The organism is Asticcacaulis sp. MM231, from assembly GCF_964186625.1.
Classification (GTDB): Bacteria; Pseudomonadota; Alphaproteobacteria; order Caulobacterales; family Caulobacteraceae; genus Asticcacaulis.
This window is the reverse complement of sequence record NZ_OZ075110.1, coordinates 349086-364748: the sequence shown is the minus strand read 5'-3', so window position 1 is coordinate 364748 and position 15663 is coordinate 349086. Positions and strand designations below refer to the sequence as shown.

Genomic DNA, 15663 nt, shown 5'->3' with positions numbered 1-15663 from the left:
ACCGTCATGACCCATCGCCGCGATTTTTTCAAAACCACCCTGGCTGTCTCGTCCCTGCTCGGCATCGCCGGTACGGCGTCAGCCGCGTCATCGTCAAAGCCCATCGTCGTCTCGACCTGGGACTTCGGTGTGGCGGCCAATCAGGCGGCGTGGGAGGTTATCAAAAGCGGCGGTCATGCGCTCGATGCGGTTGAGGCCGGCGCGCGCATTCCCGAAGTCGATATGAAGAACCACAGCGTCGGTCGCGCCGGCTATCCGGATCGTGACGGCCATGTCTCGCTCGATGCCAGCATTATGGACGAGCGCTGGCGCTGCGGCGCGGTGGCGGCGCTGGAGCACATCGCCCACCCGATTTCGGTGGCGCGCCGTGTCATGGAAAAAACACCGCACGTCCTGCTGGTCGGGGCGGGCGCCCTGCAATTCGCCGTCGAACAGGGTTTCCAGCCGGAAGAGCTGCTGACGCCGGACTCCGAAGCGGCGTGGAAGGACTGGCTGAAAGAAGCCCGTTACGCGCCGGTCGCCAACAGCGAGATGTCGACCTACGGCCATGCCCCGGGCAGCGTCGTGCCGGGCGATGTGCATAACCACGATACGCTGGGCATTCTGGCGCTGGATGCGCAGGGCCGCCTGTCGGGCGCTTGCACCACCAGCGGCATGGCGTGGAAACTGCGCGGCCGCGTCGGCGACAGCCCGATCATCGGCGCGGGCCTCTATGTTGATGGTGAGATTGGCGCTGCCACCTCGACCGGTGTTGGCGAAGAGGTCATCCGCAATGCCGGAAGCTTCCTCGTCGTCGAGTTAATGCGTCAGGGCCGCACGCCGCAACAGGCGTGTGAAGAGGCGGTCATGCGGATCGTCAAGCGTCGCCCTGAAGCGGTAAAAACCCTGCAGGTCGGCTTTTTGGCCTTGAACACCAAGGGTGATGTTGGCGCCTTTGCGATTCAGAAGGGTTTTGTCTACGCGCAATGCGACGCCGCGAAAACCGATCTGGTGGTGCCGGCGAAAAGCGTTTTTGGCTAAGCGGCTCAAGGGGGGAATATGAACAAGATATTTGGCGTTCGCGTGATCAGGGTCGCGTTTTTGGTGGCGTGCTTTGGCGGCTGTCTGGGATCAAGCGGTTTTGCAGCAGATACGCCGCCGCCGGTAAAAAAGGATAAGCCTTTCAAAGAGCGTGCAGAGGCCTTGCACGCAGCCTTGACCCGGCGCGTGGGGTCGGGTGATACTGAAGCGATGGTCTATCTGGCGACGCTCAAGGAACAGGGCGACGACGCAGAAACCGCTGACTTGGCCGGCGCTTTCGATCTGTACGAGCGGGCCGGCGCGCGTGGCAATCCGGACGCCGTGAAAAAAATGTGTCTGGCCTATCTGCTTGGGGAAGGACGGCCGAAGGATGTGGTCAAGGCCTCTGGCTTCTGTAACCGGATCGATAGCAAGGACGCGGTGACCTTTTTCTGGGGTGGCTATGATTATCAGCATGGCCTGAGTGGCCCGAAGGACATCACATCCGCCGAAGTTCTGTACCAGCAGGCGTATGAGAATGGGAGTGGTGAGGCCGCGGACGCGATCGGACAGTTGGCCTTTGACGGCGGGCATCTTGACGCCGCGCGCAGTTGGTATCGCAAGGGCGCAGCCCTGGGATCGATCGACGCCATGGATCATCTGGCGGCCATGGTCGAACAGGGGCAGGGTGGTGTCAAGGATACGGTGGAGGCGGCCTGGCTTTATGGCTTGGCGGCGCAACGTGGCCATACGCATGCCGCGGCATGGATGGCGGCGCATCCGGGTGCCGAGGCGCCGCTCGTCTGTCTGGCCAACGAAACATCCGAGGTCAGCCTGGTCCACACCTATGGGCGGGACCGCAAGAGCGAAACCTTGACGTCCAGCCGAATAACATCATTGTTGCGGACGAATTTGGGTGGCATGCCCGCGCCGGGCAATAACCTTCCTTATTATTATGCCTATTTTGAATGCTATATTGGCACGTCACGTGACGTAGATCTGTGCGTTGCCACGCGTGAATTCCCCGCGGCCCGCAACATCAACCGGATTCTGCACGCCGTATGGGACGGCCGGATTTCCACCCCTGAATATGACGTGGCCGGCAATCGCATGGCGCAGTCGCGCTTCAAAGCCGGTGTCGCTATCGTGTTCCCGGATTGATGCCTTGAGGAGAGCCAAAGAGCTTATTTGGCGGTCTGCGCGGTACGCTTGCCTGATGTTGATCCTTGGCGTCTTCTTTGTCGCCACACCCCTCCGTGCGGCTGATCTTGAGTGTTGCCATATTATAACTGCCCCAGGGGCCACGCCGCAGGCTATGGCGGCGGTCAACCTGCTGCGCGAGGATAGGCAACAGCCTGGTCCCGTGACGAATGGGCGTCCCAGCGTGCTGATTATTGCAAGGCGCAGTGACGTTGCGGGTCTTCTTCCCCCCTCGATGCGCGTTGCATGGCGGCAAAAGCTTAAGGCCCTGCCGCCGCCGACGCCCGAAGCCTACGCGATCATGCGCATCGGCGACCGTTTGATCGTGGCTGGTGACGACGATCGCGGCCTCCTTTTTGGCGTTGGTTACCTGCTCCGCAAAGGCCCTGCGGCACCGGACACCTATGCCGCCCCTCAGATGGCTTTCAGGGCGCATCAGATCGGCTACCGCTTCAAGAACAACAGCTATGACGCTTTTACGCTTGCCATGTTTGAGCAGCAGGTGCGCGATCTGGCGGTTTTCGGCGCCAACGGCGTCCAGTGGATCGCGCCGGTGTCGGACGATGCCGCGGCAAGTCCGCTGTTTACCGCCGCGCCGCTGGACATGGCGATCGGTGTGTCGGGCCTTATGAAGACATACGGCCTCGATTTTGATCTCTACTATCCGCAGATGGGCGACGACTACATGAAGCCTGCCACGCGCGAGGCGGAACTGGCGCGCTTTGAAGAGCTGGTGAAGCGCCTGCCTAAGGTGGATGCGCTTTATATTCCCGGCGGTGACCCCGGTCACACGCAACCGGACGTGCTGTTTCCTCTTGTGGCCGCCGAGGTGGCTATTCTTCACCGCTATCATCCCAAAGCGACGGTCTGGCTGTCAGCGCAAGGGTTTGACAAGGCGCAGTATGAGCGGTTTTACGCGCTTTTGGCCAAGGAACCGGACTGGCTGACCGGCGTCTTTTTCGGGCCGCAATCGCGCGATCCTCTGCCGGTGCAGCGGGCGCGCATTCCTTCGCGCTACAAGCTTATCTTCTACCCCGACATCGCCCATACGATGCACGCGCAGTTTCCGGTGCCCCAGTGGGACCCGGCGTTCGCCCTGACCGAAGGCCGCGAACCGATCAATCCGCAGCCGCGCGCCCAAAGTCATATTTTTCGCCATTTCGCCGGAGATATTGATGGTTTCGTCACCTACTCCGAAGGCGTGAACGATGACGTCAACAAGATGCTGTGGTCACAACTGGGTTGGAATGCCAACACCGACAGCGATACTATCCTCGCCGATTATGGCCGCTATTTTCTTGGCGATCCGGGGTTTGCCGAAGGGCTGAAGGCGCTGGAGCGCAACTGGGACGGACCGGTGGCCGGGAATGACGGTATCGAACCGACCCTGGCGTTTTTCGAGCACATGGCGCCATCCCATCAGGACAACTGGCGGTTTGAAATGGCCTGGTATCGCGCCACCTATGACGCCTATGTCCGCCGCCGCGTCATCGCGGAGCGGATGCGAGAGACTCAGGCCTATGCGGCCCTCAAAACGGGCGACATGCCCGCGGCACGTCTGGCGCTGGCGGCGGCCGATACAGCCGATGTGAGCGCTTTGCGGACGCGTCTTTTTGAGCTGGCGGGCAAGCTTTACAGCCATATCGGCCTGCAACTCAGCGTCAAACTTTATGGCGCCTCGGCGATCGAGCGCGGCGCCAATCTCGACCGGATCGATATGTCGCTGAATGACCGTGTATGGCTGACGCGGCAGATGGATGAGATCGAGGCGCTGAAAGATCCCTTGCAAAGGGCGGCCCGCCTCAAGGCCCTCGCAGACGGTGACACCCCGCCGCCGGGTGGTTTCTACGATGATCTCGGCGATCCGGGCCTTGAACCGCATCTGGTGCGCGGGGCCGGCTTTGCCAGCGATCCGGAAATGTATGACAGCGCCATCGACGGCATAGCCGATATGACGCCCGATGACGGCTGGCGCATGGCCTGGGTGACCTATGCCGAAACCCTTTACGAAGTGCCGATCACCCTGCGCTATGACCATCTCGATCCCAAGGCCGCCTATCGTCTGAAAATCGTCTATGCCGGCGAAGGCTACGCCTTGCCGATCCGGCTTACCGCCAATGGCGTGGTGCTGCGCGATTTCAGTGAACGCACGTCCAATCCGATGACGGTGGAACTGGATGTGCCGCAAGCCCTGACACGTCATGGCGAGCTGACCCTGGAATGGACCCGGCCCGACGGTCTGGGGGGCAGCGGACGCGGGCATCAGGTGGCGCAGGTCTGGCTGTTGCCGCGTTAGAGCGCTTTTTCGAAAAGTGTGACGCACTTTTCGAAAAAGCGCGTCAAAACAAAAAATTAGAGCGTGTTCCGATCTGATCCAATCAGATCGGAACACGCTCTATGCTGAAAACCGCGCGCCGTGGCCAGCACCAAGGCCAAAATCCATCAGATCAACGAAACTGTGACTATAAAGTGCCTGTTCCTGGGTTGACATCAAGACTTGTGCCCCGAACTATAGGGGCAATCCGCTTTATACGCCTTGTATAGTCGTAATGTTGCGGGCCTTTTCTGTCAAAAACTCTAAAGGCGGCTTATGGAACATCATAATATATCTCTCATCACGACACTGGCGTCCGGTTTTGGACTGGCGCTTGTGTTTGGCTTTCTTGCCGAAAAAATCAAACTACCCGCGCTGATCGGTTATCTCTTCGCGGGTATACTGATAGGCCCGGCCACGCCCGGTTTTGTGGCCGACACCAACATCGCTGCGCAATTGTCCGAGATCGGCGTCATGCTGCTGATGTTCGGCGTGGGCCTGCATTTCTCACTGGCGGATTTGATGTCGGTGAAGCGTATCGCCCTGCCGGGCGCCATCGTGCAGATGTCACTGGCGACACTGCTCGGCATGGCGCTGGCGATGTGGGGGTGGGGCTGGAGTTTCGGCGCGGCGCTTGTGTTTGGTGTATCACTGTCCTGCGCCTCGACGGTTGTGCTGCTAAAGGCCCTGGAAGCGCGCAAGGCCGTCGACAGCATAAACGGCCGCATCGCCGTTGGCTGGCTGGTCGTCGAAGATTTGGTGACGGTTCTGGTGCTGGTCTTGCTGCCGCCTCTGGCGCAGCTTTTAGGGGCCACCGGCGGGACAGGCCAGGCTTTCACCGGCAATCTGTGGGTGGAAATCGGCAAAACGCTTTTGAGCGTCGGCGCTTTTATTGCCCTGATGCTGCTGGTAGGGCGCCGCGTTTTGCCATGGATTCTTCTGCAGGTCGCGCGCACCGGCACACGCGAACTCTTCACCTTGGCGGTCATCGCCGCCGCGATCACCATTGCCTGGTGCGCGTCTGAATTGTTCAGCGTGTCTTTCGCGCTTGGTGCCTTCTTCGCCGGCATGGTGATGCGGGAATCGAAGTTCAGCCATCGCGCAGCCGAGGAGTCGCTGCCGTTGCGTGATGCCTTCTCGGTGCTGTTTTTTGTCTCGGTGGGGATGTTGTTCAATCCCATGGTGCTGGTCGAAAAGCCGCTTGAGGTTCTGGCTGTCGTTGCCATCATTATTGTCGGCAAGGGCGTTGCCGCGGCCGTTTTGGCGCTCATCCTGCGCTATCCGTTAAACACGGCCCTGACCGTAGCGGCCGGTCTGGCGCAGATTGGCGAATTTTCCTTCATCCTTGGTGGACTGGGCGTCAGCCTGGGCGTTCTGCCGCAGGAGGGCATGAACCTGCTTCTGGCCGGGGCGCTGATTTCCATTGCCCTCAATCCCTTCGTCTTCAAGGCGATCGAACCAGCCAGTGCCTGGGTGCTGAAACATTCTTCGCTGGCGCGCGCTCACGAACGCAGCGACGACGTGCTGGCGGTCCTGCCGGATACCACGGCCGATAAATATCTCAGTGGCCAGGTGATTGTCGTGGGCTTTGGCCGTGTCGGCAAATGGCTGGCCGAGTCGCTCGATGCGCAAGGAATCGCCTATGTTGTGGTGGAGGAAGACCGCGACCGCGTCGAGGAACTGCGCGCGCAGGGCAAGGCGGCTGTTTTTGGCAATGCCACGCAGTCGGATGTTCTGATACAGGCGCATATCGCCACGGCGTCCATGCTGGTGGTCGCCACGCCGGATCTGATCAATATCAGCCAGATGGTCGATACGGCGCGGCGCATCAATCCGGCGGTTGAGATCGTGTTGCGAACGCATAGCCAGGACGAGGTGGACTTCCTGCGCCGCGAAAAGATGGGCGAGGTGTTTTTCGGAGAAGAAGAACTGGCGAAGAATATCCTCGACCATATCCGAAAGCGTTTCGATACGCCGGTCATGGCCCATGGGTAAAAGGGTTGCCAACCTTGACCCATCTCGTCGTGACCACAGGCTATGCCCGTTCAGGTCTCGAAGCCGAGGCGGCGCACTCACCTGTTCTTGCGCTGGAAGGTCCTGTTGCCACGCGGTCCGGTCTGGACCGGAGTATTGCTGACGTTCTCTTCGAGCAGTTTGCGCCAGCGCGCCACACGTTCTTCATCGAGGGCGCCGGAAGCGACGGCGGCGCGCACCGCGCAGCCCGGCTCGTGGGCGTGGCTGCAATCGCTGAACTTGCACAAGGGCGCCAGTTCGGTGATTTCGGCGAACAGGGTGTCGATACCATAGGCCACGTCACCGACATGCAGATTGCGCATCCCCGGTGTGTCGATGATCCAGCCGCCGCCCGACATAGCATGGAGAGAGCGAGCGGTTGTGGTGTGGCGGCCTTTGGCATCGTGCTCCCGTATGCCGCCCGTCTGTTGTGGAGACTGGCCGGTGCCGGCCAGGGTATTGACAAGTGTCGATTTGCCGACGCCGGAGGAGCCCACGAGGGCGACGGTTTGGCCTTTTAGACACCACGGCGCCAGGGCCGTCGCGGCCTCGTCCGACCGGGCATTGAGCGTAACCACGGGAAGGTCACGCTGTAAGGCGGCGGCCTCGCGGGCATAGGTCTCGGCATCTGAGACCGTATCGGCCTTGGTTAGGACGATCACCGGTGTGGTGCCGGCTTCATTCGCCATCACCAGATAGCGCTCCAGCCGCGCCGGGTTGAAGTCGGCATTGCATGAGGTCACGATAAACAGGGTATCGACATTGGCCGCGGCAAGCTGTTGCATGTGCTGGCGCTCGACATGCCGTTGCAGGACCGTTTTGCGACCGAGGCGACGGTGCAGAAGCTGGGTGTCTGGTGCGACGAGCACCCAGTCGCCCACGGCGTATTCGGCGGTGTTGGCGCGGGGCGGCAGGGTGAGCCGCAGAAGTCCGGTGTCCGAGATGACGCTCAGGCGGGCGCGATGTACCTCAGCTATGCGATAAGGGATAAGGCCTTTATCGTCCGCCGTGATCTGATCGGCAAAGACTTCGGACCATCCCAGGTCGAGCATGAAGGAGAGATTGTCTATGGCGCTTTCCACTTACTGTTTTTCCATGAGCATAGTCTGGGTCAAGGCCAGCACCCTGAGACGAACACCATAGTCTGATAGCAGATGTCTTGATCGGGAGACACGCAATTAAAGCGGCGGACAGCAAAACACTTGTCACCGTAGTCGGGCTATAAATTTTGTGGGGAAGCTAAAGGTCATAACAAATCAGTGGAAAAATCCGCGTTATATAACCTCGCTATTGATGTCGGCCGTGAAATAGATTTCACTCGTTTGGGCTCACATCAGACACGGCGATCTGGCGAGAGCTGTGTGGGAACATCATGCCCTTTTGCATGACCGCGCACATCGTCATTTTTGTGCGTCGATATCGGGAATATTATGACAATCAACACACGGCGGCAGGTGGTCATTGTGGGTGGTGGCACAGCCGGCTGGATGGCGGCGGCCTTTATCGCTCATATTACCCAAGGCAAGCTGGCCGATATCACCTTGATCGAATCTGAATCCATCGGCACGATTGGTGTGGGCGAAGCCACCATTCCGCCGATCAAGCGGTTCAATCGCCTGCTGGGGATCAACGAGGTCGCGTTCATCCGAGACACCCAGGCGACGTTTAAGCTGGGGATCGAGTTCGTCAACTGGAGCCGGCCTGGTAGTGCCTATATCCACCCCTTCGGCGCCATCGGCGCACCGATCGGTCGCACAGGGTTCGAGCATTTTCTGACGCGGCGGCGTCTTGAAGGGCACAGGGAATCCTTCGAGGACTATTGTCTGAACTGTGTGGCCTCCCGGCAAAATCGTTTCCGCACACCGACCAACGATGGCTCGGCGCTTTCGACCCTCAACCACGCCTATCATTTCGATGCCGGCCTTTACGCGGCTTTTCTGCGTCGTCATGCTGAGACCGCCGGTGTGCGTCGTATCGAGGGCAAGATCACCCATGTCGGCCAGCATTCTGAGACCGGTTTTGTCGAGACCCTGACCCTGGAAGACGGATCGCAGATCACGGGTGATCTTTTTATCGACTGTTCCGGTCTGATCGGTCTTTTGATCGAGAAGACCCTGCACAGCGGATTTGAGGACTGGAGTCACTGGCTGCCGTGTGATCGGGCGACCTTTATGCCGAGCACCAGAACCGATCCGATCACGCCCTATACGCGCTCGACAGCGCACAAGGCTGGCTGGCAATGGCGTATCCCTTTGCAGCATCGTACCGGCAACGGGCATGTCTATGCCTCTGGCTTCACCAGCGACGAAGCGGCCGCCGAAACACTCGTGACCAACCTCGACGGCGCGGCCCTGGCCGATCCGAAGTTCCTGCGTTTTAAGACTGGTCGCCGCAAAGTGGCGTGGAACCGTAATGTGGTGGCCATCGGCTTAGCGGCGGGCTTCCTGGAACCCTTGGAATCGACCAGCATTCACCTGATCCATTCCGAACTCGTGAGGCTGCTGGACTATTGGCCCGACGCCGAGATCAATCCTCTGCTCAGCGAGCAGTATAACAGGGTAATGCAGACGCAGTATGAGGGCATCCGTGATTTCATCATCCTGCACTATAAGGCGACGGCGCGTGACGATTCCGACTTCTGGAACTATTGCCGCACCATGGCGGTGCCGGACAGCCTGACCTACAAGATCGAGCATTTCCGCGCCTCGTCACGGCTGGTGGTGACGGCATCGGACCTGTTCCAGCCGATGAGCTGGCTGTCGGTTATGCTGGGGCAGGAGATCGAGCCTGTCGGTTACGATCCGCTGGCGGACATTATTCCGAGCCAGCGCATGAACGCCGAATTCGACGCCATGCGCACTAGGATATCACAGGCCGCGCAGGCCATGCCGGCGCATGACGCTTTTCTCAAGGCCATGCGCTGACGCCGATCAGGCCCAAGTGAAGGTCACGGTCGCCGGCTTTCCAGCGGCCGGCACCAGATGCAGGACGGTTTGCGTTGTGCCCTTATCGCGCGGCAGGGCGCTGACATAATAGGCGTCGCCGGTGATGCGGCCAAGCCAGGTCTTGCTCTGGCCCGCGACGGCCAGGATGTCGTAATGGGCCACGTCGGGATCAAAGGTCCACTGGAGTTGCAGTTCGGCCGACTGGCCATCGGTCTGGACGCGGCTTTGCGCAATTCGGAAGCCCTGCGGCTGAGCTTGGCTGACCTTTGCGCCATCGGTCAGCGACAGTTCGCCGATATGGATGCGGTAGGCGGCCGCCTTGCCGGTGGAGACGAAGCCCAGTGATACGACCGCAAGCGTGCGGCCCGCATACTTGCCCAATGCCCCTGTCCACTGTTTCCAACCGGACGTGAGCGCCTTGCCCGCCTTGATGTCGATCCACTCGGTGACCTCGGGTGCGTCCTCGAAGACCAGGCCGGCCTTCATCAGTCCGCCTGCGCCGCCCTTGAAAACCAGGCCAAGTTTGGTCGTGTTGTCGATGGTGATCTTCGTCTTGTAGAGGCGCACCTCCGTGGCGTTCTCGGTGCCAAGCTGGCCTAAGATCGCCAGCGAGGCACCGCCATTATAGGCGTCGTCGAAATCGTAATCGACCTCCAGCAGGCCTTCGGCACCCGTATCGGCATCGAGCGGACGGTCGAGCGGCTTGGTCCACCACGCCCAGGTCGGCAGCACGTCCTGAATACCGAGATTGAACCACGGGGTTTCGGCGACCTTGACGCCGTCGAGGAAGAAACGGTCGCCTTCGCCGGTGTTGAAGCGCGTCACGAAAGGCAGGGCGCCGATCATCGAGCGCTCGGCAATGAAATTGGCGACGCCATAGGTGATCGGCAGGCGCAACTGGTCGGTCGGTTTGCCGGGTGCTTCGTAGTCGGTATAGATCTTGCGCACATCGGCCGGACCATAGATGGCGGCTTCTGCGGCGGTCGGCCTATTGTTACGTGCCGGATTGCCCGACTTGCCCGACCAGAACTGGCGATGCAAGCGATACCAGGCCTTGCGGGTGCGTTTCGGATCGGTGAGATCGGCGAGGTCTTCGCGGTCCTGCGCCGACAGGCTGGTCGAGGCCTTGAGCTGATCGAGGCGGGCGCGACCGATCTTGCGCAGGCCGTCTTCGGCGCTGTAAACCTGCAAACCACCGGAGGCGGGGCCGCCATTGGGCGTCACGACAACCGGCGCCATCAGGCCGAGATAGCCGGGGCCGGGATAGAGTTGCAGGCCATAATAGATGTTGCGCGGATCGTATTGCGGCAGGGCGAGGGTGGAGACGTCTGGTATCGGATGGCCGGAACAGCAGCCGCGCGTCAGGCCGTAATTGCTCCAGCCCTGATCGAGCATCATCGAATTGGCGCGGGGCGCATCGGCTTCGCGCGGACGGCCATCGACATGAGGCGAGCCCGGCCAGACGGCTGCGGCATCGGTGTAACCGTTATAGTACTGGATATGGAAATCGCTGAGGCCGCGTCCGGCCGCTTCGACCTGCATCAGGCCGATCAGATCCTGCACGGCACGGGCATCGTCGTCGGTATAGCTCTCGAAATTGACGAAATAGCCGTCAAAACCGAAATAGGCGGCCAGATTGACGAGCTTTTTGGCCACCTCGGTTCGTGGCAGATCCGAGCCGTCGAACATGCGTTTGTCGGGTTGGAACATGGTGGCCAGGATGCGTGCGCCGTTGCGGTGGGCAGCGTCGATCAGAGCGGCATTGGGGACATAGCCCGTCGTGTTCCAGGCGACGACGATATCCTGATACTGCCATGAACGCTCGACATGGACGCGGCTGCGCGCGCCGGTCTGGTAGCGCGTCCGGTTCAGATCCTCATCCGGCCCGGCCAGGGTCAGGTAGGCGGCCAGGAGCGTGCCACCTGGCACATCGGGATTTTGCGCCGGATGGGCTTGCGTGGCGGCAAAGGGCGCGATGCGCTTGGCGCGGCGGACATGCGACCGGAAGAAGGGGGCCGATGGGTTGGTGGCCGGATCGTAGGCCTTGAAGACGTCCCAGGAATCGCCGCCGGTGAGCGGATAGGCCGGGGCGATACTGCCCGTGTCTGTGGCGCGCGCCATAGCGGCCGGCAGGGTGAGCATGGCGGCGGTGGCGCCGGCAAGGGTCATGAACTGGCGGCGGGAAGCGTCAAGTCGGGTCATGGTGTCTCTGATCTATGGCGGGCGGTAACGGGCGTTTAGCGGGTGATGATACCGAGGCTGCCGGTGACGATAATGGGCTTGTCCTGCACGGCGTGCGGCAGGCGCAGGCGCAGGTAACGGCCCTGATGCGGGGTGGCAAAGCGGATCTTCTGTTCGGCGCGGCTGGCGGCGATGTTGGAGAATTCTCCGCTGGCGACCGGCTGGCCCCAGGTCTTGCCATCCTCGCTGACGAAGGCCTCATAACCGGCAGGTGCGCCCATGCGGGCGACGATATCGACGGCTAAGAAGATATTATGTACGGCGGGGCGCAGGGTGAAGCCCTTCAGATTATAGCTCTTGGCGAGATCGAGCACGATCTCGACCGGCTGGCCGTCCGTGCCGGCGAAGGTGCCGCCTTTCAGGAGGTTCTCCGGCGCATCGCCATTGGCGGCCAGCACCTTCCACAGGTTGGGTGACACGTCGAAGTCGCGTGTGATCGGCGCGCTGGTCACGCCGGTCTCGGGGCGTCGGGCGATCGCGGTGACAACACCGCCATCGCTCAGAGGGAAGGGTGCGGTAAAAAGTGGCGAGGCGGCGGTCGGTGTCGTGCCGTCGAGCGTAAAGTGCACCTCAAGGCCTTTTTCAGCTGCTGACAGGGTAACGACGCCTTGCTGGTCACGGCTGATACCGGGTTCTTCAAGCGTGTCGGGCAGACGGAACAGCCCGAAATTGTTGATGACCGGTGAGGCCGCCGCTGTCAGGATGCGCAGGCGGACGCGCGTCGTTGTCAGCGGCTGGTCGAGGCGGATCAGGCGTTCGTCGCCGATTAAGCTGTGTTGCGAGATCTCGGCCCAGGTGCCGTCTTTCCAGATGTCGACGGCGTAGTCATAAACCCGCACGCCGAGCGTCAGGTCTTCCGACAGGCGAATCACGTCGAAGGTCGCAGGCTGCGGCAGGGCCACCTCCAGCCAGGCGCCGGCCGCATCGCGCTCGGCGGCGGCCCAGAAGCTCTTGGTGGAAAGCGCATTGCCGGCGGCGAAGGCGGTGTTGAACCGGCTGCTGGCTGTCACCTTGGCGCCCAAAGCCAGGTTTTTGGCAAAACCTGTATCGCGGATGGCCTTCCAGGTTTTCAGCGAGGCGACATCGGCATCGGGCACGCGGCCACGGCGGTCGGGCGCCAGATTGAGCAGCAGGTTGGTGCCGCGTCCGATCAATTCAAAATAGATCTTGGTCAGGTTGGCCGGCGACCGCGGCGCTTCGTCAGCGTGCCAGAACCAGCCGGGACGGATCGAGACATTGGTTTCAGCCGGATTCCATTGGGGGCCTCCGCGCACGCCGCTATTGGCCTTTTGCAGGCTGTAGGCCGAGGTGTCCCAGGTCGGCCAGCAGGGATCCCCCGCGACGCCCTCTTCGTTGCCGACCCAACGAATATCCATAAACTCATCGGCGAACATGACGGCGTCGGGCTGGTTCTTGCGCACCAGGGCGCGCACCTTGTCCCACTGATAATAGGTCTGGTCGATCTTGCGGCGTTCGCGTGCACCACCATAATAGCCGTCGCCACCATTGGCGCCGTCGAACCAGACCTCGAACAGCTTGCCATATTGCGTGGTCAGTTCTTCGAGCTGGTTATGATAATAATCGACATAGGCGGGGCGGCCATATTCGGCGTGGTTGCGGTCCCAGGGCGACAGATAGACGCCAAAGGCCAGGCCATGGCGACGGCAGGCGTCGGAGATCTCGCCGACAATATCGCCCTTGCCGTTTTTGTAGGGGCTGTTTTTCACCGAATGTTCGGTATAGCGGCTGGGCCACAGACAGAAGCCGTCATGGTGTTTGGCGGTGAGGACAAGGCCGGTCAGGCCGCCAGCCTTGGCGGCTTCGACGATCTGGTCGGCGCTGAAATCCGTCGGGTTGAACAGGGATTCAGGCTCATCGCCGAATCCCCACTCACGATCGGTGAAGGTGTTGATGGTGAAGTGGACAAAGGCATAGGTGTTGCGTCTGTGCCAGGCCAGTTGGCGCGGGGAGGGGGTTGCGCCAAAAGGTTTGGGGCGCGCGGACGAACGGGCGAAGGCGCTGGCCGCGGGCAGGCTGGCGGCTGTGGCTGCGCCCATGATCAACAGGTGGCGTCGCGTTGAAGTGGTCATGTCCATCCTTGCTTCCTGCCCGTGACTTAAGCTTATGTCCCAAAGGTTTGGGGATGGTAGCACTTAAACCAGGAACGAAATGTGGCCATCCAGCCGCATATATGTGGGGCCGGACCTGCGTCTTATTGGTCATGACAACTCTACCGATGCCTTCAGGATTGGCAACGGTAAAAATCGTTTTCCTGATAAAAAAATCACGGGTTGTGACTGAGTTCCGACATCAGGTCGTAGGCATCGCCGCGATAATAGGACTGGGTGAATTCCGCCGGTCGGCCATCAGCCAGAAAGCCACGGCGCTCGATCAGCAGGCCGGGCGAACCCACGGGTATATCGAGCAGACCGGCCTGTTCCGCATTAAAGGCGACCGCGCGCAGGCGCTGCAGGGCGCGGATCGGGCGTGTGCCGAATTGTTCCAGGGCCTCATACAGCGAGTCATTAACCAATTCGAGCGACGGCAGGCAGTCGCCAGGAACGGTGGCATAGTCGAGGCCCATGGAAACGCCATCGGCGAAACGCATGCGGTTGAAACGATAGACCAGGCTGCCGGGCGACAGGCCCATGGTCATGGCCTCTTCCGGATTGACGCTGCCGGCCGATTTCGACAGCCACTTGCTGCTCGGAATGCGACCGCGCGAGATCATGTCCTCGGTGAAGGACGTCATTTTGGAATAACTCTTTTCGACGCGCGTGGCGACGAAGGTGCCGGCACCCTGGCGACGCGTCAGCAGGCCCTCATAGACCAGGCCGTCGACTGCCTTGCGCACGGTGATGCGCGAGACATTGAATTCCTCGGCCAGTTCGCGCTCCGTGGGGATAGCGTCTTCGGGCGCCAGTTGGCGGCTGGTGATCTGCTGTCGCAGCAATTCCTGAAGCTGGAGGTAAAGTGAGGCGGTCTTGACACTACCGTCTGAAGTCACACGTTTGGTTGACGTCATCTGTTCCTGCGGCCCCGGTTCAATTTTATACAACAGGCTATTGTCATAACAACCGTCAGAAGGCTGCGCTTTTTATATATGATATTGGTATTATAGGGTCAAATCGAATTTCGTTCTTGAGCCTCAACCTTTACGTGTCGGTGCAGCGCGTCTCAGGTGTAAAGACGGGGCGCGGCGTGGTCATGCGACAGGTGGGTACCATCTTCGGTCAGGGAGATCTCCGCTATGACATCGGAGGCGTCGCCGCGATACCAGGCGCGGGTCAGTTCGGCGGTCCGGCCGTCACGCAGATAGCTGTGGCGCTCTATGAAGAGGCCCGGCGTGCCAGCCGCCACCTTGAGGAGGCTGGCCTCGGCGGTCGCGAGCGCTATCGCGCGCAAGCGTTGCAGGGTGCGGCTTGGCGCGTTGCCGGCCTTTCTCAGGGCGCTGTAGAGTGACTCTTCGACGGTATGTTCCGAAGGCAGGCAATACCACGGGACCAGGGATATCTCGGTGGCCACGGGGCTTAAGCCGACATAGCGAACACGTTGGAAACGGTAAACGCGAGCCCCCGGACCCAGGTCGAGCGCTAAGGCGTCCTGCGGTGTCACCGCGTCGATGCTGCGCTCCGTCACGATGCTGTGTGTACTGGCTGCGCTCACCGCCATGTCTTCGCGCAGGCCCTTAAGTCCGGGCGACTGGGTCAGGGCGCGTGCTGTCACATAGGTGCCGGCGCCCTGACGACGGGTCAGAAGGCCCTTTCGCTGCAAATCGCTAAGGGCGCGACGCACGGTCATGCGCGAGATACCGTAGCGATCGGCGAGGTCGCGTTCGGTCGGCAGGGGGGCGCTGCTGCTCATGTCGCCGTCTAGAATGGCCGCGCGCAGGATGCGTTCCAGCTGAAGATAGAGCGGGCCACGTGCGGGCTCAAGGGCAGGGAGTTGTTC

10 protein-coding genes are annotated in these 15663 nt (G+C 61.0%); 5 read left to right on the top strand and 5 right to left on the bottom strand.

Annotated features, from left to right (window positions below):
- Nucleotides 1–6 precede the first annotated feature (6 nt).
- From ABQ278_RS20780 to ybaL, 4 genes are all read left to right on the top strand, one after another.
- Nucleotides 7–1020: a N(4)-(beta-N-acetylglucosaminyl)-L-asparaginase gene (locus ABQ278_RS20780; RefSeq protein WP_349322928.1), complete on the top strand. Its 1014-nt coding sequence runs from the start codon at nt 7–9 to the stop codon at nt 1018–1020.
- An 18-nt stretch (nt 1021–1038) separates the two neighbouring features.
- Nucleotides 1039–2160: a tetratricopeptide repeat protein gene (locus ABQ278_RS20775; protein WP_349322927.1), complete on the top strand. Its 1122-nt coding sequence runs from the start codon at nt 1039–1041 to the stop codon at nt 2158–2160.
- 274 nt (nt 2161–2434) lie between these two features.
- Nucleotides 2435–4495, top strand: coding sequence for a hypothetical protein (locus tag ABQ278_RS20770; protein WP_349322926.1), 2061 nt, complete (start codon nt 2435–2437; stop codon nt 4493–4495).
- A gap of 294 nt (nt 4496–4789) precedes the next feature.
- Nucleotides 4790–6508, top strand: a complete 1719-nt coding sequence (gene ybaL / locus ABQ278_RS20765; RefSeq protein ID WP_349322925.1) for a YbaL family putative K(+) efflux transporter — start codon at nt 4790–4792, stop codon at nt 6506–6508.
- 77 nt (nt 6509–6585) lie between these two features.
- Here the strand turns inward: ybaL and rsgA are convergent, their stop codons facing one another.
- Entirely contained in the window at nt 6586–7578 is a 993-nt protein-coding gene (gene rsgA, locus ABQ278_RS20760) for a ribosome small subunit-dependent GTPase A (RefSeq protein ID WP_349323060.1), read from the bottom strand.
- Nucleotides 7579–7956: 378 nt separating this feature from the next.
- Here rsgA and ABQ278_RS20755 point away from each other — a divergent pair, with 378 nt between their 5' ends.
- Nucleotides 7957–9450, top strand: coding sequence for a tryptophan halogenase family protein (locus ABQ278_RS20755; RefSeq protein WP_349322924.1), 1494 nt, complete (start codon nt 7957–7959; stop codon nt 9448–9450).
- 6 nt (nt 9451–9456) lie between these two features.
- On the opposite strand, the gene ABQ278_RS20750 is transcribed toward ABQ278_RS20755, so the two are convergent.
- From ABQ278_RS20750 to ABQ278_RS20735, 4 genes are all read right to left on the bottom strand, one after another.
- The gene (locus tag ABQ278_RS20750; RefSeq protein WP_349322923.1) at nt 9457–11673 is read right to left on the bottom strand and encodes an endo-beta-N-acetylglucosaminidase; all 2217 of its coding nucleotides are present in this window, start codon (nt 11671–11673) and stop codon (nt 9457–9459) included.
- A gap of 35 nt (nt 11674–11708) precedes the next feature.
- The gene (locus ABQ278_RS20745) at nt 11709–13802 is read right to left on the bottom strand and encodes an alpha-L-fucosidase (RefSeq protein WP_349322922.1); all 2094 of its coding nucleotides are present in this window, start codon (nt 13800–13802) and stop codon (nt 11709–11711) included.
- A 194-nt stretch (nt 13803–13996) separates the two neighbouring features.
- Entirely contained in the window at nt 13997–14737 is a 741-nt protein-coding gene (locus ABQ278_RS20740) for a GntR family transcriptional regulator (RefSeq protein ID WP_349322921.1), read from the bottom strand.
- Between the two features lie 152 nt (nt 14738–14889).
- The gene (locus tag ABQ278_RS20735; protein ID WP_349323059.1) at nt 14890–15615 is read right to left on the bottom strand and encodes a GntR family transcriptional regulator; all 726 of its coding nucleotides are present in this window, start codon (nt 15613–15615) and stop codon (nt 14890–14892) included.
- Nucleotides 15616–15663: the final 48 nt, after the last annotated feature.